At 72.0% G+C, this 20,197-nt stretch carries 24 protein-coding genes; 13 read left to right on the top strand and 11 right to left on the bottom strand.

Going from position 1 to position 20,197, the window contains the following annotated elements:
* Window positions 1-66 precede the first annotated feature (66 nt).
* Window positions 67-2,232: a LuxR C-terminal-related transcriptional regulator gene (locus AB0H62_RS17910; protein WP_360586945.1), complete on the bottom strand. Its 2,166-nt coding sequence runs from the start codon at window positions 2,230-2,232 to the stop codon at window positions 67-69.
* Window positions 2,233-2,391: 159 nt separating this feature from the next.
* Between AB0H62_RS17910 and AB0H62_RS17905 the strand changes: the two genes are divergently transcribed.
* From AB0H62_RS17905 to crcB (AB0H62_RS17875), 7 genes are all read left to right on the top strand, one after another.
* Window positions 2,392-3,732 carry an alginate lyase family protein gene (locus AB0H62_RS17905; RefSeq protein WP_360586943.1) on the top strand — a complete coding sequence of 447 codons (1,341 nt, stop codon included), beginning with the start codon at window positions 2,392-2,394 and terminating at the stop codon, window positions 3,730-3,732.
* Window positions 3,733-3,841: 109 nt separating this feature from the next.
* Entirely contained in the window at window positions 3,842-4,867 is a 1,026-nt protein-coding gene (locus AB0H62_RS17900; protein WP_360586941.1) for a 4Fe-4S binding protein, read from the top strand.
* Between the two features lie 95 nt (window positions 4,868-4,962).
* Window positions 4,963-5,244, top strand: a complete 282-nt coding sequence (locus AB0H62_RS17895; RefSeq protein ID WP_220241796.1) for an isoamylase early set domain-containing protein — start codon at window positions 4,963-4,965, stop codon at window positions 5,242-5,244.
* A gap of 60 nt (window positions 5,245-5,304) precedes the next feature.
* Window positions 5,305-5,943, top strand: coding sequence for a TetR/AcrR family transcriptional regulator (locus tag AB0H62_RS17890; RefSeq protein WP_220241795.1), 639 nt, complete (start codon window positions 5,305-5,307; stop codon window positions 5,941-5,943).
* A 14-nt stretch (window positions 5,944-5,957) separates the two neighbouring features.
* The gene (locus tag AB0H62_RS17885) at window positions 5,958-6,629 is read left to right on the top strand and encodes an enoyl-CoA hydratase/isomerase family protein (protein ID WP_360586938.1); all 672 of its coding nucleotides are present in this window, start codon (window positions 5,958-5,960) and stop codon (window positions 6,627-6,629) included.
* 120 nt (window positions 6,630-6,749) lie between these two features.
* The gene (crcB, locus tag AB0H62_RS17880) at window positions 6,750-7,217 is read left to right on the top strand and encodes a fluoride efflux transporter CrcB (protein ID WP_360586936.1); all 468 of its coding nucleotides are present in this window, start codon (window positions 6,750-6,752) and stop codon (window positions 7,215-7,217) included.
* The gene (gene crcB, locus AB0H62_RS17875) at window positions 7,214-7,579 is read left to right on the top strand and encodes a fluoride efflux transporter CrcB (protein WP_360586934.1); all 366 of its coding nucleotides are present in this window, start codon (window positions 7,214-7,216) and stop codon (window positions 7,577-7,579) included. The genes crcB (AB0H62_RS17880) and crcB (AB0H62_RS17875) overlap by 4 nt, the downstream gene beginning before the upstream one ends.
* A gap of 1 nt (window position 7,580) precedes the next feature.
* Here crcB (AB0H62_RS17875) and AB0H62_RS17870 read toward each other — a convergent pair whose 3' ends face one another.
* The 4 genes from AB0H62_RS17870 to AB0H62_RS17855 all read right to left on the bottom strand — a co-directional run bounded on the left by AB0H62_RS17870 (window position 7,581) and on the right by AB0H62_RS17855 (window position 10,528).
* Window positions 7,581-8,177, bottom strand: coding sequence for a class F sortase (locus AB0H62_RS17870; protein ID WP_220241792.1), 597 nt, complete (start codon window positions 8,175-8,177; stop codon window positions 7,581-7,583).
* Window positions 8,178-8,181: 4 nt separating this feature from the next.
* Window positions 8,182-9,036 (bottom strand): hypothetical protein, encoded by an 855-nt coding sequence (locus tag AB0H62_RS17865; RefSeq protein WP_360586932.1) that lies wholly within the window; start codon window positions 9,034-9,036, stop codon window positions 8,182-8,184.
* Window positions 9,037-9,293: 257 nt separating this feature from the next.
* Complete coding sequence (locus AB0H62_RS17860) at window positions 9,294-9,707, bottom strand: hypothetical protein (protein ID WP_360586930.1); 414 nt, start codon at window positions 9,705-9,707, stop codon at window positions 9,294-9,296.
* The gene (locus AB0H62_RS17855) at window positions 9,704-10,528 is read right to left on the bottom strand and encodes an alpha/beta fold hydrolase (RefSeq protein WP_360586929.1); all 825 of its coding nucleotides are present in this window, start codon (window positions 10,526-10,528) and stop codon (window positions 9,704-9,706) included. The genes AB0H62_RS17860 and AB0H62_RS17855 overlap by 4 nt, the downstream gene beginning before the upstream one ends.
* 321 nt (window positions 10,529-10,849) lie before the next feature.
* Between AB0H62_RS17855 and AB0H62_RS17850 the strand changes: the two genes are divergently transcribed.
* Window positions 10,850-12,010, top strand: coding sequence for a macrolide family glycosyltransferase (locus AB0H62_RS17850; RefSeq protein WP_220241790.1), 1,161 nt, complete (start codon window positions 10,850-10,852; stop codon window positions 12,008-12,010).
* 16 nt (window positions 12,011-12,026) lie between these two features.
* Here the strand turns inward: AB0H62_RS17850 and AB0H62_RS17845 are convergent, their stop codons facing one another.
* A complete protein-coding gene (locus AB0H62_RS17845; protein ID WP_220241789.1) occupies window positions 12,027-12,329 on the bottom strand; it encodes a hypothetical protein in 303 nt (100 codons plus the stop codon).
* Between the two features lie 229 nt (window positions 12,330-12,558).
* On the opposite strand from AB0H62_RS17845, the gene AB0H62_RS17840 reads away from it, so the two are divergent.
* Window positions 12,559-14,385, top strand: coding sequence for a coagulation factor 5/8 type domain-containing protein (locus AB0H62_RS17840; RefSeq protein ID WP_360586926.1), 1,827 nt, complete (start codon window positions 12,559-12,561; stop codon window positions 14,383-14,385).
* A gap of 67 nt (window positions 14,386-14,452) precedes the next feature.
* On the opposite strand, the gene AB0H62_RS17835 is transcribed toward AB0H62_RS17840, so the two are convergent.
* Together AB0H62_RS17835 and AB0H62_RS17830 are read right to left on the bottom strand one after the other, a co-directional pair.
* Window positions 14,453-15,070, bottom strand: a complete 618-nt coding sequence (locus AB0H62_RS17835; RefSeq protein ID WP_220241788.1) for an RraA family protein — start codon at window positions 15,068-15,070, stop codon at window positions 14,453-14,455.
* A gap of 101 nt (window positions 15,071-15,171) precedes the next feature.
* Window positions 15,172-15,825: a GPR1/FUN34/YaaH family transporter gene (locus AB0H62_RS17830; protein ID WP_220241787.1), complete on the bottom strand. Its 654-nt coding sequence runs from the start codon at window positions 15,823-15,825 to the stop codon at window positions 15,172-15,174.
* 418 nt (window positions 15,826-16,243) lie between these two features.
* Here AB0H62_RS17830 and AB0H62_RS17825 point away from each other — a divergent pair, with 418 nt between their 5' ends.
* From AB0H62_RS17825 to AB0H62_RS17810, 4 genes are read left to right on the top strand one after another with little or no spacing between them, the layout of a single operon-like run.
* Window positions 16,244-17,344: a histidine kinase gene (locus tag AB0H62_RS17825; RefSeq protein WP_220241786.1), complete on the top strand. Its 1,101-nt coding sequence runs from the start codon at window positions 16,244-16,246 to the stop codon at window positions 17,342-17,344.
* Complete coding sequence (locus AB0H62_RS17820) at window positions 17,305-17,547, top strand: ATP-binding protein (protein WP_360586923.1); 243 nt, start codon at window positions 17,305-17,307, stop codon at window positions 17,545-17,547. The genes AB0H62_RS17825 and AB0H62_RS17820 overlap by 40 nt, the downstream gene beginning before the upstream one ends.
* Entirely contained in the window at window positions 17,544-18,167 is a 624-nt protein-coding gene (locus AB0H62_RS17815) for a response regulator transcription factor (RefSeq protein WP_360586921.1), read from the top strand. The genes AB0H62_RS17820 and AB0H62_RS17815 overlap by 4 nt, the downstream gene beginning before the upstream one ends.
* A 48-nt stretch (window positions 18,168-18,215) precedes the next feature.
* Window positions 18,216-18,629 (top strand): hypothetical protein, encoded by a 414-nt coding sequence (locus AB0H62_RS17810; protein ID WP_360586919.1) that lies wholly within the window; start codon window positions 18,216-18,218, stop codon window positions 18,627-18,629.
* A gap of 7 nt (window positions 18,630-18,636) precedes the next feature.
* Here the strand turns inward: AB0H62_RS17810 and AB0H62_RS17805 are convergent, their stop codons facing one another.
* From AB0H62_RS17805 to AB0H62_RS17795, 3 genes are read right to left on the bottom strand one after another with little or no spacing between them, the layout of a single operon-like run.
* A complete protein-coding gene (locus AB0H62_RS17805) occupies window positions 18,637-19,140 on the bottom strand; it encodes a chromate transporter (protein ID WP_220241782.1) in 504 nt (167 codons plus the stop codon).
* A complete protein-coding gene (locus AB0H62_RS17800; RefSeq protein WP_360586917.1) occupies window positions 19,130-19,756 on the bottom strand; it encodes a chromate transporter in 627 nt (208 codons plus the stop codon). Before AB0H62_RS17800 ends, AB0H62_RS17805 begins: the two co-directional genes overlap by 11 nt.
* A 41-nt stretch (window positions 19,757-19,797) precedes the next feature.
* Window positions 19,798-20,193: a VOC family protein gene (locus AB0H62_RS17795; protein ID WP_220241780.1), complete on the bottom strand. Its 396-nt coding sequence runs from the start codon at window positions 20,191-20,193 to the stop codon at window positions 19,798-19,800.
* Window positions 20,194-20,197 lie beyond the last annotated feature (4 nt).

Raw genomic sequence — 20,197 nt, 5'->3', positions numbered from 1 at the left:
TGTGACAGCCCGAGCGGTCCGACTTGATCACCCCATCGTGGGCACGCTCTCCACCCGACACACGCTCTAGTAGTCGGTTTCGGCTGTCGTGCGGGTGAACCACGCGGCCAGCGCCGAGCGGGGGCGCACGCCCAGTTTGGCGCGGATGCGTTCCAAGTGGGTGGCGACCGTGCGGGGCGCGATGCCGAGGCGGCGCGCGATCTGCTGGTTGGTCAGGCCGTCGGTCACCAGGGCGGCGACGGTGTGCTCCTGGGGGGTCAGCCCGCCGTGGCCCGTGGCGTGGAAGTGCGCGCTCGCGTCGAGGGCGTGGGCGACGGCGGCGGCGAGGGAGACGCGGGCGCCCGCGCGGGTGGCCGCCCGAGCACGGCGCGGGTCCAGACCAGCGGTCGCCGTGTCCAGGGCGTCGCGGACCCGCCGGCGCCACGCGGGTTCCGCCCCGGCGCCCAGGCTCCGGCGGACGGCGTCGGCGCAGGCGAAGAGGCTCAGGGCGCGCTCGTGTTCGCCTCGGGTGGTCAGGACGACGGCGACGCCTTCGGTGAAGTAGGGCACTTTGAGGCCGTCGGTGGGGTTCGTGACGAGCAGGGCCTCCACGAACCGCGCCTCGGCCGTGGCGTGGTCGCCGGCGGCGAGGGCGACGGCACCGGCGGTGTGCAGCACGCTCGCGAGCCGGCCGGGTGTCGCGTGGGTGCGGGCGAGGGGCAGGCCTTCGGTCAGCACTTCGCGGGCGCCGTCGAGGTCGCCCGATTCCAGGGCTCCCCACGCGAGGTCGTTGAGCAGCAACGAGATCACGGCCGGATCGGCGAGGCCACGCGCGATGGCCAACGCCTCGTGGCAGCGCGCGGCGGCGTCCGCTCCCGACGCGCGCAGCCCGGCGGCGAGCAGGTCGAGGACCGAGGCGACCCGAGCAGGGCGGTCCAGTGTGGACTCCAGCGCCAATGCCGCTTCCCCGAAGCGCAGCTGCTCGGCGAACCGGCCGGCGCGGTGCGCGGCCTTGCACAGCCCGGCCAGCAGCGACGCGGTGAGGTCCGGCCGATCGGCGACGTGCGGCAGAGCTTCGCGCAGCAACCGTTCGCTGTCGGCGAGGTTGCGGCCCAGCGCGAGCCACGACCGCGCGAGCCCGCACGCCAGCACCGCGAGCCGGGCGTCGCCGCGGCCGGTGAGCCGGCGGATCACCGCGAGCACGGGCTCGGCGCGCGCGACGAGCCGCCGGCAGAGACCGTCGGGCAGGAGGAAAGCCGGCAGGTGCGGCTCGACCTGAGCCACGAGGTGGGCCGTCAGCAGTTCGAACGCGGCGTCGGTGCCACTCTCGGCGTCGAGTGCCTCGCGGCCGAACGCGCGCGCGGCCGCCCACAGCCGCAGCCCGGTCGTGCCGTCGGCGGCGGGCTCGGGCACCAGCAGCGACACCGCGACCAGCCGCTCCAGCACCTCGGGTCCGGCGCCCAGAACGGCCGCCAGCTCCGGGTCGAACGGACCGGGCAGCACCGAAAGCCGGTGCCACGCCTCGCGTTCGGCGGGTGAAAGCCGCCGGTGGTCGCTCTCGAGGTCCGCGCGCACCTTGCCCGGGGCCAGGTCGAGGGCGGTCGTCAGGCCTTCGGCCGCCCCGGCCGCGCCCAGAAGCCGCACGCGCGGCGCGGCCAGCTCCAGCGCCGCCGGCACCCCTTCGAGCACGCGGCACAATTCCGTGACGTCGGCCGGCGCAACGGTGAGGAACGGGTCCAGCAGGTGGATCCGCTCCACGAGCAGCTGGGCCGCGTCGGCGGGGGAGAGGCCGCGCAGCGGCAGCACCTGCTCACCCTCGACCCCGAGCGCGACGCGGCTCGTGGCCACCACCCGCAGGCCCGGGCGCTCACGCAGCAGCCGCGTGACGAGTGCCGCGCACGCGTCGAGCCCGTCTTCGCAGCCGTCCAGCACGAGCAGGTCCCCGAGCTCGGCCGGAAGCTCCACAGTGGACGGATCGACGCGCACCGCGCCGGTCAGCTCTGCCGCGAGCCGCGTCTTGCCGACGCCGGCCGGGCCCGTGATCGTCACGAGCCGGTGGCCCGTGAGCAGCCGGCGCAGCGTCGCCGTCTCAGCTTTCCGGCCGGTGCACCCGGCACCCGGCCGACGCGCCCGTACCCGCCGCCGGTATGCGCGCTGGCGGCAAGCGCCGGAGCAGAACCGCGGCCGTCGTCCGCCCTGACGCCCGGCCGCTGCCGGCAACGGTGCACCGCAGGTGAGGCAGAGCGTCGACATGGCAGAAGCCTAGATGTAACGCCGCCATTGGCCAATTGATGCGCCTGGTTCTGTGGTTTCGTAACGCCAGGCCGTGCTGCCGACTGGGCTCCCCGTGTTCGACTCCCTAAGTTGAATTCACATATCTGCCAGTTATTCAGATACTTGAACGGAGTTGCAGTGCTGCCTCCTTCACGGTCCCGTTTCCGGCTGGTTCGGATCTCCCTCGTCTTCGCCACCGTCGCGGGCCTGCTCACCACCACCGCGGGCGCGGCCGGAGCCGCCCCGGCGCAGCAGCCACCGAAGTCGGTGTGCGACCTGCCGATCGTCTCGCTCGCTTGCCAGCCCGACACCGTCGTGCTCGACGGGGCGCGGCTGACGAAGAACCGCGTCGGGTTGCTGCTCGGCGGCAGAACCCTGCGCACGTCCCTGACCGACCTTCTCAAGCAGGCCGACACGGCGCTCACCAAGGGCCCGTGGACGGTCGTCGACAAGGAGCGCGTGCCGCCGAGCGGCGACAAGCACGACTACCTGAGCCTCGCGCCATACTGGTGGCCCAGCCAGCCCGCGACGGCCGACAACCCGCAGGGCTGCCCCTACGTTCAGCGCGACGGCGTGCTCAACCCCGAGACCACCGCCGTCCCCGACAAGGCCGAGCGGCTCACCGCGTTCAGCTCGATCTACCAGCTCTCGCTCGCCTGGTTCTACACGCGCAAGCCCGAGTACGCGCAGCGCGCGGCCCTCGACCTGCGCACCTGGTTCCTCGACGCGGCCACGAAGATGAACCCGAACCTGAACTTCGCCCAGGGCATCCCGTGCAAGAACGACGGCCGCGGCATCGGCATCATCGAGTTCGCCTACACCTTCACCCAGGTCCTCGACGCGGCGCGGATCCTCGACGCGGGCGCACCCGGCTGGTCGAAGACCGACGCCACGGCGATGAAAGGCTGGTCGGGCGACTTCCTGACCTGGCTGCGCACGAGCAAGAACGGCACGGACGAAGCCGCCGAGACCAACAACCACGGCTCGTTCTACGACATGCTCTCCGCCGGCATCGCGCTCTACACCGGCGACAAGGCGCTCACGAAGCAGATCGTCGTCGACGCGGAGAAAACCCGCCTCGACCACCAGATCGCGGCCGACGGCAGCCAGCCCGAGGAGTCGACGCGCACGCGCAGCTTCCACTACCACACGTTCAACCTCGTCGCGCTGACCCGCCTCGCGCAGATCGGCCGCCACGTCGGCGTGGACCTGTGGGCCTACCGGACGCCGGAGGGCGGCAGCCTGTTCAAGGCCGTCGACCACCTGCTGCCCGCCGCGACCGGCGGGGCGTCGCAGTGGCCGCTGCCCGACCTGAACTTCCTGCAGTACGCGGCGCTCGACAGCGTCCACGCCGCCGCCGACGCGGGTGACGCCCAGGCGAAGGCCGCGCTCCCGCACATTCCCGCCCCGCCGGGAGGTGATCTCTACCCGGTCCGCCCGGCCGCCGAGCAGCTCGACGACATCTCGGTCACCGGCTGAGCCCGGCGCCGCGGCGGGGGTGCGTTCCCGCCGCGGCAGGCTCGGTCTTGTTATCGGACTCAGCACGTGGGAACGTTGGTTGGAAATTCCTACCGATGGAGGACTCCTCGTGACCGAGCTGCCGCGCAAACTCGCCGCCCACCCGTCGGTGCGGGCCGTGCTGGAGCGCGGCACGCGGCCGAAGCCCGGTCCGATCGACGCCGCGTGGCTGCGCGAGCTCGCGCTGGCCGCGGGCGCCGACGACGTCGCGGCTGTGTCGCTGGAGCACCCCGACGTGGCGGGGGAGCGTCCGCACGTGCTCGCCGCACTGCCCGGCACGCGCAGCCTCGTCTCGCTCGTCGTGCGGATGAACCGCGACAACGTGCGCACGCCGGCACGCAGCGTCGCGAACCAGGAGTTCCACCGCAGTGGTGAGATCATCAACGAGGCGGCTCGCACGATCACCCGCGAGCTGCAGGACGCCGGCTACCGCGCGCTCAACCCGTCGGCGACCTTCCCGATGGAGATGGACCGGTTCCCCGGCCGGATCTCGGTGGTGGCGCACAAGACCGTCGCGGTCGCGGCCGGTCTCGGCGTGATGGGCCTGCACCGCAACGTGATCCACCCGAAGTTCGGCAACTTCGTGCTGCTGGCCACGCTGCTCGTCGACGCCGAGGTGACCGGCTACGGTGAGGCGCTGGACTACAACCCCTGCGTGGAGTGCAAGCTGTGCGTGGCCGCGTGCCCCGTCGGCGCCATCGCCAAGACGGGCGAGTTCGACTGGGCCGCCTGCTCCACGCACAACTACCGCGAGTTCATGGGCGGGTTCACCGACTGGGTGGAAACCGTGGCCGACAGTGCCGACGGCGCGGAGTTCCGCGAGCGCGTCACCGATTCCGAGAACGCGTCGATGTGGCAAAGCCTTTCCTTCAAGGCCAACTACAAGGCGGCCTACTGCATGGCGGTGTGCCCGGCGGGCGAGGACGTGCTCGGGCCGTACCTCGAAGACCGTCGCGAGTTCATGCGCACGGTGCTGCGACCGTTGCAGGACAAGGAAGAAACGATCTACGTGACCCCGGCATCGGCCGCGAAGTCCCATGTGGAACGCCGATTCCCGAACAAGACGGTGAAGGTCGTCCCCGGCCGCACGGCGTGAGTTCACCCGGACGGGCAGGCGGTTCTCACGCCCGCGAGCCCGAACGCGTGGAACGCTTTTCGGTGCAACCAGCCGGAAAGCGAAGGGAAGCGCTCGTGATCAAGACCAGCCGAGGTGGCGGCGGGGTGCGGAAGGTGACGTTCGTCCTCCCGCTCGACACCCCGCCGGGGCCCGTCAGCGTGGTCGGCGACTTCAACGACTGGCAGCCCGGGTGCCACGAGATGCGCAAGCGGTCCAACGGCACGCGCTCGGCCGCCGTCGAGGTGCGGCCTGGTGTGAAGCTGCGCTTCCGCTACCTCGCGACGGGCGGGCAGTGGCTCGACGACCCCGACGTGACCATCCGCGACGGGCACGACTGCGTGTTCGTCGCCGAGTAGAGGAACGTGTGCTCCACAACACCGTTGTTGTGGAGCGCGTGTTCCTTTACTCTCGGGTTCGTGCCCAGGCCGCGGATCCACGACCCCGAACGGCTGCTCGACGTCGCCGAGCGGCTCGTCGCCGAGCGCGGTCCGGAAGAGGTCACCGCGCGCGGGCTCGCGCTCGCCGCCGGCGTGCCCAACAGCGTGATCTACCACAGCTTCGGCTCGCTGCCCGCGCTCGTCGGGCGCGCTTGGCTGCGGGCCGCGACCCACTTCGTCGACGTGCAGGAGGGCCTGGTCGACGCCGCGCTGGCCGAGGCCGGCCCGGTCTCGGCCGTGGTCGCCGCGGCCGACGCGCCGGCCGTCGTGGCTGCGCGGCGCCCCGACGCCGCGCGCCTGATGATCACCGTCTCACCCGACCGCGTGCTCGGCCCGCAGCTGCCCGACGAGGTCGCCGACGCGCTGCACGCGCTGGACAAACGCCTGGTGCGCCTGCTCGTGCGCCTCGCGCGCGAGCTGTGGCAGCGCGGCGACGGCGTGGCCGTCGAGGTGATCACCACGTGTGTCGTCGACCTGCCGAGCGCGATCTACCGCCGTGAGCTGGCCGAAGGCCGCGTCGGCGAGGACAGCCGCCGTCGGCTCGCCGCCGCCGTCCGCGCGGTGCTCGCTCTCCCGCCGCCGAAGCGGCGTTCGTCCCGTACCGCAACCACCGGCTGAAAAGGACTCTCGCGATGCCCGCACTGACTAGCCACGATGCCGTCCGCGTCCTCGACTTCGGCGCCGACGAGAACCGGTTTTCACCCGCGTGGCTGGAGGAGGTGAACACCCACCTCGACACCGTCACGGCCGGCTCCGCGCCCGCCGCGCTCGTGACCACGGGCAGCGGCAAGTTCTACTCCAACGGCCTCGACCTCGAGTGGCTGACCACCCACGGTGACGAAGCCGGCAAGTACGTCACCGACGTCCACGAGCTGCTCGCCCGCGTGCTCGCGCTGCCGGTGCCGACCGTCGCGGCGGTGAACGGGCACGCGTTCGGGGCCGGCGCGATGCTGGCGATGGCCCACGACTTCCGCGTGATGCGCACCGACCGCGGGTTCTTCTGCTTCCCCGAGGCCGACATCAACATCCCGTTCACACCCGGCATGGCCGCGCTCATCCAGGCCAAGCTCACGCCGGCCACGGCGGTCGCGTCGATGACCACCGGGCGCCGTTTCGGCGGCCCGCAGGCCCGGGAGCTGGGCCTGGTCGACGCGACGGCCGACGAGGCCGCGCTGGTCAGCACTGCGACCGAGGTCGTCGCTCCGCTGGCGGGCAAGGACCGCGGCACGCTCGGGGCGATCAAGTCCACCATGTTCGCGCCCGCGTTGACGGCCCTGCGCACGCCGGCGGATCTGGTCCGCTAAGCTGCTCGCGCGGCGGTGGGGCTCGCCGCTCCGGGCCTTCCGGACAACCGCAGCACTCGCTGCCAACAGTCCCTACTCGAACCGAGGGCGTTAGCATGCCCACGTGGAGTAGGAGACGCTGTGCCCGAATCACCTGGGTCTTCCCAACGGACGCCGCTGTGGCGCCGCACGGCCGTGCGGGAGAACGCGCCAGTCCTCGCCGCGGTCGCCCTCGGCGGCGGCCTCGGCGCGCTCGCGCGGTACGGCCTCGCGGAACTGCTGCCCACCGCACCCGGGCACTTCCCGCTGGCGACGTTCCTGATCAACGTCTCGGGCTGCTTCCTCATCGGCGTGCTCATGGTCGCGGTCACTGAGGCGTGGACCGCGCACCGGCTGGTGCGGCCGTTCGCCGGGGTCGGGATCCTGGGCGGCTACACCACGTTCTCGACCTACGTCGTCGAGATCCACGGGCTGCTGCGGCCGGGCACGGTCGGGCTCGCGTTCGGCTACCTCGCGGGCACGCTCGTGGCGGCGCTGCTCGCGGTCGTCGCCGGCATGGCGCTCGCGCGAAGACTGTTCATCCGTCCGGAAAGGACGGTCGAGTCGTGACGGTACTGCTCGTGTTCCTGGGCGCGGTGGTCGGGGCGCCGCTGCGGTACGTCACCGATCGCTTCATGCAGGCACGCCACCACGGCGGGTTTCCGTGGGGCACGTTCACGGTCAACCTGGTGGGATCCTTGGTGCTGGGCTCGCTCGCCGGCGCCGGGTCGGCGTTGCCCGGCACCGTCTCGATTCTGGTGGGCACGGGGTTCTGCGGGGCGCTGACGACGTACAGCACTTTCGGCTACGAGACCGTGCGCCTGCTCGAGCGGCGGGCGTACGGCACGGCGGTCGCCAATTCGGTGCTGAGCGTGGCCGCCGGACTGGGGGCGGCCACGCTCGGGTACGCGGTGGTCCACGCGCTCGTCTGAGTTACGTGGCGAGGTTGGCGTACACCACGATGTTGTCCTCATAGCTGTGCTCGGCGTGGTCGAACACACCGCCGCAGGTGATCAGGCGCAGTTCGGGTTTGGTGCTGTTGCCGTAGACCGCGTCCTGGGGAAACTGGTCCTTGGGGACCTGGGTGAGGTGGTCGACGGTGAACTTCAGCTTCTTGCCGTCGCTGCGGTCGATGTCCACCTCGTCGCCGGGGACGAGATCCTTGAGCTTGTAGAAGATGCCGGGCTTCTTGTCGCCGTCCACGTGGCCGAGGACGATGGCCGGACCGACCTCGCCGGGGACGGGGGAGAGGCGGTACCACGCGGCCTGCATCGGCGTTTTCACCGAGGGCACGGAGATCTTGCCCTCGAGGTTCACCGCGACGGAGACCAGGCTGGACTGCGCCCCGATCTTCGGGATGCTGACGGAGGTCGGGCGCAGGCCCTTGAACGGTTGGGTGACGGCGACGCTGCTCGGGACCGGCTTCGCCGCGGCGGCCGGCGCCGGGGTGGGAGAAGAACTGCAGCCGGCCAGCACCGCGGTGACGGCCAGCACGGTGGCTGCTGTCGCCACGAGTTCGATGCGCTTCATCGGCTCAGAACCAGAACCGCGCGGTGCCGCCGAAGCCGGTCTCGACGCCGCCCTGGGGCGCGTAGCGGACCTGGACCGCCGGGCGGGTGACGACGGGGCCGGGGGTGGCCTTCGGAGTGTCCGAAGTGGACGCCGAAGTGGTCGGGGAGGTGGTGCTGCCGGTCGGGGTGTCGCTGGTGGCCGGGGTTTCGCTGGTGTCCGAAGTGGGCGGTGCGACCTGCTCGAAGGTCACGTCGCCGTGCCCCTCCTGACCGTCGCAGGTCCAGCTGAACGGCGCGGTGGTGCCGGTGAACCCGTCGATCACGCGCACGTCGTAGTTCCAGTAGCGGCCGTCGGCGCCGTCCTGGTCCGGTCCTGCGGTCACGGTGAGGCCGACGGTGGCGACGTTCCCGGGCGCGCCGGACGCGCAGGCGATGACCAGCACACCTTCACCGCCGAGGCCGACGAAGCCGTGGCCGGCGTTGTCGGTGTACGGGTCGGTGGGGGCGGTGGTTTCGGTGGTCTCGTCGGCGTTCTGGCCGTCGTCGGAGTCTTTGGCGTCTTCAGCGGCGCGGGGCTTCGCGGCGGCCGGGGCGTGGCGGCCTTCGGTGGTCTGCACCTCGGGGTCGGCAGGCGTCTCGATGTCGTCGGTCGTGCTCGGCGGAGTGGCGGACGTCGGGGTGCTCGAGTCGCTGGTCGGGGTCTCGGCGGTGCTGGAGTCCGATGTGGTCGGTGCCGGCGAGTCCGTCGACTCGGACGTCACCGTGGTCTCGACCGGCGCGGTGGGGTCGTCCTGTGCGAAGGCGGCCGGCGCGGACGCGAGCGTGAGGGCGGCGCCGGCGAGCACGGCACCTGCGAGACGGCCCAGCGGTTTCTTCACGATGACTCCCTGCTGCGACAGTGCCCGACGTTGGGCAATGGCGGGATTCTGCCGCAGAAAAGCGTCGAAGGGAAATGATTCCCGGGTGGGGAAAACCACGCTCGAATTCTGTAACGTTCCGCGTTTCCGGGCCGATTGAATTGATCCGGTGTGGCCCTCAGGAAACGACCTGATAACGAAGCTGGTGGGCGTGATAACGAAACCGATCGTAACACGCCCACCATTCCAGTGGGCTATCCGGCACTTCTTTTCGATCTTCAGGCGCGGCCGCGGACGAGGTCGATCAGCCGGCCGAGCACGTGCTCGCCCGCCGCGCGCAGGCCGTTGTGCTCGTACTCGTTCGTGACCCACGGGCGCATCGTCGGGATCAGCCCTGCGGTCTCTTCGGAGAACCGGCGGTCCACATACGCGTCCTCGGCGTAGATCGCGGCGGCGCACGGCACTTCGCAGCTTCGCAGCACGTCGGCGTCGTAGAGGCGCGGCCACTCGCGCTCCGCGAGCAGCTCGGCGGCTTCGCGCAGCGGGGCGAGGCCGGGCAGGTCGGTGAACACCGAGGGGAAGACGTGCTCGCCGGTGAAGAGCGTGGCGTCGTCGTCGTACTCCGCCGGGCGCGTGCGCTGGGCCGACCAGCGGGTGGTGTGGCCGTCGGCGTAGCAGGCCTCGTGGATCACCGCGTAGAGCGGGTTGCGCGCCGAGAACGGCAGCGTCGCCGCGACGTCGTGCGCGAAGGCCGGGGAGTCGGGGTCGCGCTCCAGCAGGTAGTGCAGCGTCTCGGCGCCCTCGCTCGACCCGAGGACGTGGCCGAGCTGGCGGAACAGCCGGGACGTGATCGGCGTGCCGTCGGGCAGCGCGAGCTCACCTGCGTCGAGGCGCGTGTGCAGCTTCCGCACGCGCTCGCGGTCTCCGGGGTAGCGCCGGTGTAGCGGCGGTTGCGCTCCAGCAGCGTCGCGTACGTCGCCTTGTACACCTCGTCGGGGTGCCGCTCGACGGGTGGCAGGCCCCCGGTGAAGAACGCTTCCCGCAGGCCCTCCGGCGCTTGCGAGAGGTAGGCGAGCGAGGTGAACCCGCCGAACGACTGGCCCAGCACGCTCCACCGCTCCACGCCCAGCCGCTGCCGGATCAGCTCCGCGTCCCGCACGATCGAGTCGGCGCGGAAGTGCGCCAGGTACTCCGCTTGCTCGGCGGGCGTGCGCCCGGGCAACGTGCCCACGGGGGTGGAGTTGCCGGTGCCCCGCTGGTCCAGCAGCAGCACCCGGTAGTCCCGCAGGGCCCGCCCCAGCCACCCCGCGGCCCGACCCGCGGGCCGCGGCGCCTCGTGCCCGGGCCCACCCTGCAGGAAGACGAGGAACGGCCGCTCCTCCCCGCCACCCGGCTCCGCGACCTCCCGCGCGAACACGGTGATCCGCTCGCCCTCGGGCCTGCCGTGATCCAACGGGACGTCGAACTCGTGCTCGGTGAGAACCAGACCGGGGACGCGCACGGAGGTAGGCATGGGGTCGATCAAATCACGCCGGGGCCTGGTGGGTGGGGTGGTTTTCGGCGGGTTCTTCCGTCCGGGTCTCGGCGGGTGCGGGTTGGGGCGCGAGTGGTCCGCTCGCACTGCTGCTGTGGCGCGAGCGGTCCCGTCGCGGGTCCGGCGGTGTGTGAGTGGGCGGTCCGCGCGGGCCAGGCGCCGCGAGTGGTCCGGTCGCGCCGGGCCGGCGGGAGGGTGTCGATGCGGGTGGTCCGCAGTGGGCGAACGGGAAGCGTCCCGTCTAAACGCCCCCAGGCGCGGCTACGGTGATCTTGTCCGGACTGCGAGGGGAAACCACCTGTGGGCAAGCACCTGTTCTTCGTCGCCGCGCCGGCGGCGGGGCATGTCAACCCGGCGTTGCCGCTCGTGGCGGAGCTGGTGGAGCGCGGGCATCGGGTGACGTTCGCGAGTGGGCCGGCGCACGTGGGGGCCATTGAGGGGGCCGGGGCGGAGGCGGTGCGGTTGCCGTGGACGCTGGATCCCACCGCGTTGTCGCGGGAGACGTTCAGCACCACGAGCTTCGTGAACCTGCTGGACGGGCTACTGGAGGCGGCGGCGCCCGGGATCGATGCGCTCGTGGAGAAAGTCCGAGACGCCGACGTCGTGTGCTTCGACGCGACCGTGGCGCCTGTCGCGGCCGCAGTTTCGCACCGGCTGGGCGTGCCGGCGGTCGCGTTGGTGGCGAGCATGGCCGTGAACGAGCACCTGCCGCTGGCGGAGCTGCTGCCGCCCGACTTCCGGCCGGACAACGAGGCGTTGGTCCGGTTCGCGACGCGCCTGCACGAGTTCTCGCAGCAGCAGGGTCTGTCCGCGCCGCTGGTGCCGATGGCGGCCCCGCCGGTGCCGTTGACGCTGGTGTTCGTGCCGGCCGCGTTCCAGATCGCGGCGGAGACCTTCGACGAGACCTACCGGTTCGTGGGCCCGACGGTGCGCGCGGACGAGGTGGAGCCGCCGGCTGGAAAGCCGGTGCTGCTCGTGTCGCTGGGTACGGCGTTCACCGACCGGCCGGACGTGTTCCGCGCGTGCGCGCAGGCGTTCGCCGACACGGAGTGGCACGTGGTGATGTCGCTCGGCCGCACGGATCCGGCGCTGCTGGGCGAGCTGCCGCCGAACGTCGAGGCGCTGCCGTCGGTGCCGCAGCAGGCGGTGCTGGGCCACGCGAGGGCGTTCGTCTCCCACGCCGGCATGAACTCGATCATGGAGGCGCTCTCGCGGGCCGTGCCGCTGGTGACGCTGCCCCAGGTGCCCGAACAGGCCCTCAACGCCCGCCGCGTCCGGGAACTCGGCCTCGGCGAGGTGCTCGACTCCGAGGCCCTAACCCCGGAGCTCGTGCGTGAGACGGTGCTGCGCGTCGCCGGCGACCCCGTCGTGCACGACCGGCTGGCCTGGCTGGCCAAGGAGATCACAGCCGCCGGCGGCGCGAAAGCCGCGGCCGACGCCGTGCTGGACCTGCTGGGCTGACCGTCCACAAGGGACGTTACTGCTTGCCCATCGACCGGCGGATCTCGGCGAGCTTGTCCTTCGCGGCCTTGTCGCGGTCGGCGATCTTCTTGTCGAGCGACTCGATCGTCTCCGGCCCGCCGATGCCCGCGAGCTCCTGCGCGCCCACCGACGTGTTGTAGCGGTTCTCGATGCGGTCGCGGACGAAGTCGAACGACGGTACGCCGCCCTCGCTGTAGTCGGGCTCGGGCAGGTCCGCCGCCGGCACGCCAGGGGCCGCCGGGCTCTCGACAATCTCGGCGTCCAATGGCTCCTGGTCGCCGGGCTGGTTCGTAGTCATGTGGCACTCCTGTCGTCGCGGTCCCCACCCCCGACCCTAGCCGTTTCCGCAACCTGTCGGCTTTGCCCGGTACCGCCACGGCAGGGGCGTTCCGGACTTTCGGCTGTCCCGGTCACCGACAGGCGCCTTGACACCGGTGAGCCCGGCTCGGAAATGTCGGTGGCGCACGGATTCCTCGGCCCGCACACGCCGCCACGTGTCGTGTCGTGTCGAAAGGACGGTCTCCCCGTTGCCAGCACAGTCCGAACACCCCGACCAGACCCTCGCGAGAAGAAGCTTCCTCGCGCTGGGCGCCGGCGCCGCCCTCGCGGCGACCTCCGCGCTCACCCTGGCGAGCCCCGCCGCGGCAGCACCCGCGACGGAAACCGCGAAAGTGACGAAAACCCCGAACCAAGCCCCGCCCCCGGCCACCCACACCGCCGGCCAGCCCGACTTCGGCCCCAACGTCCACGTCTTCGACTCGAGCACCGCGAACATCCAGGCCACCCTCGACGCCATCTACGCCCAGCAGCGCGGCAGCCAGTTCGGCGAGGGCCGCTACGCGCTGCTGTTCAAACCCGGCGCCTACTCCGTCGACGTCAAGCTCGGCTACTACACCCAGGTCGCCGGCCTCGGCCTGCAGCCCAGCGGCGCCAGCATCACGGGCTCGCTCGGCGTGGAGGGCGACGCGCACGGCAACGGCACGCTCGTGAACTTCTGGCGCGGCGCCGAGAACCTCAACGCCGTCCCGAAGAGCGGCGTCGACACCTGGGCCGTCTCGCAGGCCACCTACTACCGCCGCATCTATCTGCTCGGCGACCTCAAGCTGTCCGACGGCGGCTACTCCAGCGGCGGGTTCATCGCCGACTGCCAGCTCACCGGCCAGGTCAATTCCGGCACCCAGCAGCAGTGGCTGACGCGCAACTCGGTGGTCGGCTCGTGGGTGGGCTCGAACTGGAACTTCGTGTTCGTCGGCTCGCCAGGCGCGCCGGCGACCTCGTTCCCGACGCCGCCGTACACGTCCGTCGAGCGCACGCCGATGATCTGCGAGAAACCGTTCCTGTACGTGGACGGCGCCGGTGCCTACCAGGTGTTCGTGCCCGCCGTCCGCACCGACGCGGAGGCCACCAGCTGGGAGGCGCGCAAGCCCGAGGGCACCTCGCTGCCCATCGACGCGTTCCACATCGCCAAGCCGACGGAGTCCGCCGCCGACCTCAACGCCGCCCTCGCGCAGGGCAAGCACCTGCTGCTCACGCCGGGCATCTACCACGTCGACCAGCCGCTCACCGTCACGCGCGCCGACACCGTCGTGCTCGGTCTCGGCTACGCCACGCTGATCCCGGACAACGGAGTCACCGCGCTCGACGTCGCCGACGTGGACGGCGTACGCGTCGCCGGCCTGCTCGTGGACGCGGGACCGGTCGCGTCCGACCCGCTGATTCGCTTCGGGCCCGACGGGTCGCGCCGCGGCCACGCGCGCAACCCGAGCTCGATGCACGACGTGTTCGTGCGCGTCGGCGGTGCCGGCGTGGGCAAGGCCAAGCGGTGCGTGGTCGTCAACAGCGACGACGTGCTCATCGACAACATGTGGCTGTGGCGGGCCGACCACGGCGCGGGCGTCGGCTGGGACGCCAACACCTCCGACGTCGGCCTGGTCGTGAACGGCTCGGGTGTGATCGCCTACGGCCTGTTCGTCGAGCACCACCAGAAGGCCCAGGTGCAGTGGAACGGCGAGGGCGGCCGCACCTACTTCTTCCAGAACGAGATGCCCTACGATCCGCCGAACCAAGCCGCGTGGATGGACGGGACCCACCGCGGCTTCCCCGCCTACGCGGTGGGCGACAACGTCCGCACGCACGAAGCGTGGGGCCTGGGCAGCTACTGCATCTTCTCCCGTGACCGCACGATCGTGTCCGACCGCGCCATCTCCGCGCCGCACCGACCGGGCGTGCGGTTCCACAGCATGATCACGTTCTCGCTCGGCGGCGGCCAGGGCACGATCGCCCACGTCGTCAACGACACCGGTGGCCCGTCGGACGCCGTCACCGGGCTGGCGATGCTGAAGTCGTACCCGTAAACACCCGACCCGGGCGAAGAAACCCGCGCCGCGACCGTCCATTCACGACGGTCGCGGCGCGGGACCCTCAGTCTGCGAACCCGCGCTCCTTGAGGATCGCGTCGATCCGGGCCTCGTGGTCGGCGTCCCACTCGTCGAGTGTCTGCGCCTCCTCCTTGGCCAGGCGCGCCTGCGCGGCCAGGAGGATCCGCTCCGCGTCGGCGGCCGGCGTGACCACGACGCCCTCCTCGTCGGCGGTGACGATGTCACCCGCGTGCACGGTGACCCCGCCGCAGCTCACGGGCTGACCCAGCGGCGCGACAGCCGCCTTCGTGCCGGGGATCGGGATCAGGCCGCGCGCGAACACGGGGAACCCCAGTTCGCGCACCTCGGCGAGGTCGCGGATCACGCCGTCGAGCACGAACGCCGCGATCCCGTTGCGCTGCGCCACGGCGCAGACGTTGCCGCCCGCCAGCGCGTAGTCCAGGTCGCCGGACTCCACCACGACGATCGAGCCCGCTGGGGCGCGGTGAATGGCCGCGTGCAGCATCAGGTTGTCGCCCGCCGGGCACTGGACGGTGTAGGCCGGGCCGGCGACGCGCGGCACCGGGCCCCATAGCGGGCGCACGCCGATGTCCATCACCTGGTCGCGGCTCAGCAGGTCGGCGAGGGTCGTGGTCGGGATGTCGCGGAATCCGTCGGGCATGGTCCTCCTGTCACGTCTTGGTGTCCCCTGGACGAGACCGCGATCGTCGCAGGAAAGTGCCCCGGAGTCGCGGACTCCGGGGCACGTGTGACGCAGTTCGCTCAGTGCATGATCGGCGGGCCGAGCGGGAGCGCGGACCCGCCCGTGGCCGTCGAGGCCGAGCTGAAGAACAGGTACACACCGACGGCGGCGAACACGAGCACGACGTACCCGCCGACCTGCAGGATGCCGGCCGAGCCCTGCAGCGTGCCGACCAGCACGAGCACGAGCGCGACCTCGATGAGGGCGAACAGCAGGGTGTACGCCACCGGCAACCGCAGGGTGGCGAGTGTCAGCATGCCGACGATGACGAGCCAGGAGATGAGGAACAACCCCTGGGTGGCGACGGCTGCTGTCGCGTCGATCCCGAACCAGTTGTGGGTCAGGCCGAGCACGAGCAGCGCGTAGCTCAGCCAGAACCCGGAGAAGATGGCGAACACGCCCGCCACCGCGCTCTGGCCCACGGCGGCGGCCCAGATCGCCGCGATGACCAGGCCGAGGCCGGTCGCGGCGATGATGACGGCGAGTGACGCGCCGACGGCGGTCGCGGGCACGTAGCCGATGAGGACGAGCCCCAGCGCGACGGATCCGACGACGAAACTGGGCAGACCGATCATCATCGGGTCGGCGGCCGGGGGCGCTTCGGGAGCGGCCTCCGCGGTGTGCTGGGCAGGTACTCGGGGGACACTTTCGGCACTGGCATCGAGGGTGGTCATGAGCGGGCTCCCTGGTCGGGCATCCGGAATGTGCCTGGTCGTGTGCCTGGTCGTCGCGGTGGCACATCGCTCGGTATACGCCTGTCCCCGCAGGGCGGGAGTCTCATTTAGAGACGCCGCCGACCAGGTGGAAACCGGGGCACACCGCCCACATCCGGCCCGTACGCTGCGGTGATCGCCCTCACAGGCCCCGGCCGACGGCGCCGCGTGGCGCTTCACGCGGAGCAACGACTGGGCCACGAAACGGCCTAGCTCCGGCTACGCCGAGTGGATCCGGCGAAATGTCACGCAGGGTGACCGTCGGAGTGCTCCGGCCGGGGAGCCGGTTTCCCGCCCGCGTGGCCCGGAGGTCGTAGTCCGGTCGGACAGGTCCGAACCGGGCGCCCGGGCCGGGCGCCCGGGCCGATACCGTGCTCGCATGTCGCGGGTGCGGAGCCCGTCCACGGCCGGGCTGCTGGCCCGGTTCACGATCGCCGGGGTGGTCGTGCTCGCGGCGCTGGCCGGTCTCATCGCCTACCTCGCGCGCGAAGCGGGCACGGCGCAGGCCACGCAGTCGGCGGTGCAGACCACGTCCGTCACGGCCCGCGGCGTGGTCGAACCGCGGCTCGACGCGGCGGTGGTGAACCGCGACCCGGCCGCGCTGACCGCGTTCGACGCGGCGATCCGGCGCTACGTGCTGCAGGGTTCGCTGGTGCGCGTGAAGGTCTGGGCCGCGGACGGCACGATCCTCTACTCCGACGCGTCCGCGCTCATGGGCGAGCGCTACCCGCTCAGCGGCCAGGAGGCCGAGGCGCTGCGGGTGCAGGGGAGCGTGTCCGAGGTCAGCGACCTGACGCGGCCGGAGAACCGGCTCGAGACGTCGTTCGGGAAGCTGCTGGAGGTCTACGTCGGGATCCGCGCGGCCGACGGGCGCCCGCTGCTGCTGGAGGCCTACTACCGCTACGACGCCGTGACGCAGGCCGGGCAGGCCGCGTGGGCGCGATTCGCGCCGCCTTCCCTGGGCGCGCTGGTGGTGCTGGAGGTCGTGCAGGTGCCGTTCGCGTGGTCGCTGGCGCGGCGCGTGCGGCGCTCGCTGCGGGAGCGGGAACGCCTGCTGCAGCACGCCGTGGACGCCTCCGACGCCGAGCGCCGCCGGATCGCGCGCGACCTGCACGACGGGATCGTGCAGGACCTGTCCGGGCTCACGTTCAGCCTCGACGCCGCCAGGCTCGGTAACCCGGACGAGACCCGCCGCGCCGAAGTCATCGCCGACGCCGCGGGGAGGCTGCGCACGAGCGTCGGCGCGCTGCGCTCGCTGCTCGTGGACATCTACCCGCCGAACCTCGCCGAGGAGGGCCTCTGGCCGGCTCTGGCCGAGCCGGCGGGCGGCCTGGAACGCACGGGCGTGGCGGTGGACCTCGACGCGGACGACGCCGACGGCCTGCCCCGGCCGCGTCGGCGCTGCTGTTCCGCACCGCGCAGGAGGTGCTGCGCAACGTCGTGGCCCACAGCGAGGCCCAGGCGGTGCTCGTGCGCGTGACCAGGGCGGAGTCCGCTGCCACCCTGGTGATCGACGACGACGGCCGCGGCTTCGACGGCGACCGGCTCACCGAGCAGGCGCGCGACGGGCACTTCGGGCTGCGGGCTGTCGGCGACCTGCTGGCCGAGGCCGGTGGCAGGCTGTCGGTGCGCGCCGCGCCCGGCCGGGGCACGCGCGTGGAGGCGGAGGTGCCGCTGTCATGATCCGAGTGCTGATAGCCGACGACCACGCCATCGTGCGGACCGGCCTCACCCAGCTGTTGAGCACCGCGGGCGACCTGCAGCTGGTCGGCGCCGCGGGCGACGGCGAGGAGGCCGTGGCGCTAGCGGCGGAGCTGGGTCCGGACGTGGTGCTGATGGACCTGTCGATGCCCGGCACCGACGGGGTCGCGGCCACGGCGCGGATCGTCGAGGCCAACCCCGAGACGCACGTCCTGGTGCTCACATCGTTCTCCGACCAGGCGCGGATCCTCGACGCACTGCGCGCCGGTGTCCAGGGCTACCTGCTCAAGCACAGCGAGCCGGAGGCGATCCTGGCCGGCATCCGCGAGATCGTGGCCGGCGGCTCGCCACTGGACCCGAAGGCGGCGCGGGTCCTGCTGAGCGATCGGCGGGCCGCGCAGCCCGCGGCGAAGCTGACCGACCGCGAGCGCGAGGTGCTGCGCATGGTCGGCGAAGGGCTGCCGAACAAGTCCATCGCGCGCCGCCTCGGGATCACCGAGCGGACCGTGAAGGCGCACCTGACCAACGTCTACCAGCGGCTCGGCGTCACCGACCGGACGCAGGCGGCGCTGTGGGCACAGCGGCACGCCGACCGGTACTAGGACCACCGGACAATGGCGCCGCACTCGGGTGATCGCGAGGATGAGGCGGTGACCGATCCCGCCGCCGACACCCGGCCCGTGGTGTTCGAGACCCGCGCCGACGCCGGCCCACGCGCGCCCCGGCGGGGGCGGCAGGCGCTCGGCGCGCTCGCCGGAGCCGTGGTGGCGGCCGGCGCCGCGGCCGGGATCGTGTGGGGCGGCACGGCCGTGTGGTCGCTCGTGGACCCGGGCAGCACGGCGAACGCGCCGGCCCCGTTGTGGATCCCGCCGCCTCCGCTCGTCACGGCGGTGTCGACCCCGCCGTCGGACGACAACCCGCACGCCGGCGACAATCCTGGCGCGGGCGAAGGGCATCGCGGCGAGAACACCACGACCCGTGCCTCGGAACCCGGCGACGATCACGGCGGTGGCCGCGGTGGCGATGACGGTGGCGGGCGTGGCCGGGGTGGTCCGGGGCGCTGAACCGCCGTCACGTGAGGAAGAAACCCAGCCCCACCGCGAGAAGCACCCCCACCAATGATGGCACGCGCGCGAGCAGGAGCACGGTGCCCGCGGCGACCAGGGCGCCCGTCAGCCAGCCGGTGGTCGCGTGGGCGGCGAGAGAGCCGCTGGACACCGTGAGCAGCGCGATGACCATGAGGCTGAGCGATTGCAGCACGGCGTGGAACCGTCTGTTGTGGACCAGGCGGCTGCGCACGCGCTCCAGCACGAGCACGAGCATCGGCGGTAGCAGCACCGCCGCGAATGCCACCAGTGCGCCCACCGTGCCGTGGGTGAAGTACCCGATCACCACGAGGTAGAGCCCGTTGGGGCCGGGGCTGATGTTGCCCACCGCGAGCGACTGCAGGATCAGCGCGTCGGGTGCGACGCCGGCCGCGGTCAGCTGGCCCCGCAGCACCGGCAGGGAGCCGAGCCCGCCGAAGCCGAGCAGGCTCGCCAGGAACACGGCGACGAAGAGCTGGTCAATCCGCATCGCCGTGCGCGCCCTCCCCGTCGCCGTCCGGTCCACTGTGGCCGGTCGTGAACACCTGGGGTGCCACGAGCGCGGCCAGCACCGCGATGCCCATCAGCACCAGCGGGTTGTCGATCAGCAGCGCGAGCACCAGGAACGCGCCGTAGCAGAGGAAACCGCGCAGCAGCCGGCCGCGGCGCAGGACGTCGCGGACCAGTTGCAGCGCCAGGGCGATCGCGAACCCGGCGGCGACCGCCGCCACAGCCGCGAGCGGACCGGCCGCGCCGGGCAGGTCCGCCACGCGGGTGTAGCACCACGCGAGCGCGATCGTGATGGTGATCGACGGCGCCATCAGCCCGAGCATTGCCGCCGCCATGCCGGCGAGCCCCGCCACGGCGCGGCCGATGAGCAGCACCTGCGCGAGGATCGTGATGCCGGGTGTCAGCCTGCTCGGCACCACGGTGTCGAGGAACTCGTCCTCGGTGAGCCAGCCCCGCCGCAGGCTCGTGCGCCGCATGGCGGCGATGGTCGCGCTGCCGCCGCCGAACGACGTCGCCCCGATCCTCGCGAAGGCGAAGAACACCGCCGGCCAGCGCCGATCGGAGGACCGACGCCGTGCGCGTCCGGTCGCCGTCATCGATCCCCCGATCGCGTCGTCGGCCTCTCCTGCTGATCCGGTCAGAACTTCCAGCTACGGTCGGGCGTCGCCACGTCGATCTCGACGCCGTCCGGGTCGAGGAACTTGAAGAACCGCGGGGGCCACTGCTCCTTGTCCTCGCCGTAGATTTCGATGCCGAAGTCCTTGAGGGAGTCGACCACGGCAGCGGTGTCGGCGATCTCGACACCGATGTGGTTGGGGCCGAGGGTGCCCTGCGCCCACGGTGCCGTTTCGACGCGCTCGTCCGGGCAGAGCAGCGAGTAGTTCACCTCGCCGTCGGACAGGTCGAGTGCCTTGCCCGGGTAGTGTCCGGGTGTCCGCACGTCACCGAGGCGCTTGAAGCCGAAGACCTTCTCGTAGAAGGTCGCCGTCTTCTCCAGGTCCTTGGTCACGATGCCCATGTGCCGGATCCTCATCGGT

This window comes from Amycolatopsis sp. NPDC050768, from assembly GCF_040654155.1.
Taxonomy (GTDB): domain Bacteria; phylum Actinomycetota; class Actinomycetes; order Mycobacteriales; family Pseudonocardiaceae; genus Amycolatopsis.
This window is presented reverse-complemented; position numbering and strand designations above follow the sequence as displayed.

Coding starts and splice junctions, on each gene's coding strand:
- AB0H62_RS17910 (WP_360586945.1), bottom strand. CDS start 2,232: ATGTCGACGCTCTGCCTCACCTGCGGTGCACCGTTGCCGGCAGCGGCC.
- AB0H62_RS17885 (WP_360586938.1), top strand. CDS start 5,958: ATGCCCGCACTGACTAGCCACGATGCCGTCCGCGTCCTCGACTTCGGC.
- AB0H62_RS17870 (WP_220241792.1), bottom strand. CDS start 8,177: ATGAAGCGCATCGAACTCGTGGCGACAGCAGCCACCGTGCTGGCCGTC.
- AB0H62_RS17855 (WP_360586929.1), bottom strand. CDS start 10,528: ATGCCTACCTCCGTGCGCGTCCCCGGTCTGGTTCTCACCGAGCACGAG.
- AB0H62_RS17845 (WP_220241789.1), bottom strand. CDS start 12,329: ATGACTACGAACCAGCCCGGCGACCAGGAGCCATTGGACGCCGAGATT.
- AB0H62_RS17835 (WP_220241788.1), bottom strand. CDS start 15,070: ATGCCCGACGGATTCCGCGACATCCCGACCACGACCCTCGCCGACCTG.
- AB0H62_RS17830 (WP_220241787.1), bottom strand. CDS start 15,825: ATGACCACCCTCGATGCCAGTGCCGAAAGTGTCCCCCGAGTACCTGCC.
- AB0H62_RS17825 (WP_220241786.1), top strand. CDS start 16,244: ATGTCGCGGGTGCGGAGCCCGTCCACGGCCGGGCTGCTGGCCCGGTTC.
- AB0H62_RS17815 (WP_360586921.1), top strand. CDS start 17,544: ATGATCCGAGTGCTGATAGCCGACGACCACGCCATCGTGCGGACCGGC.
- AB0H62_RS17805 (WP_220241782.1), bottom strand. CDS start 19,140: ATGCGGATTGACCAGCTCTTCGTCGCCGTGTTCCTGGCGAGCCTGCTC.
- AB0H62_RS17800 (WP_360586917.1), bottom strand. CDS start 19,756: ATGACGGCGACCGGACGCGCACGGCGTCGGTCCTCCGATCGGCGCTGG.
- AB0H62_RS17795 (WP_220241780.1), bottom strand. CDS start 20,193: ATGAGGATCCGGCACATGGGCATCGTGACCAAGGACCTGGAGAAGACG.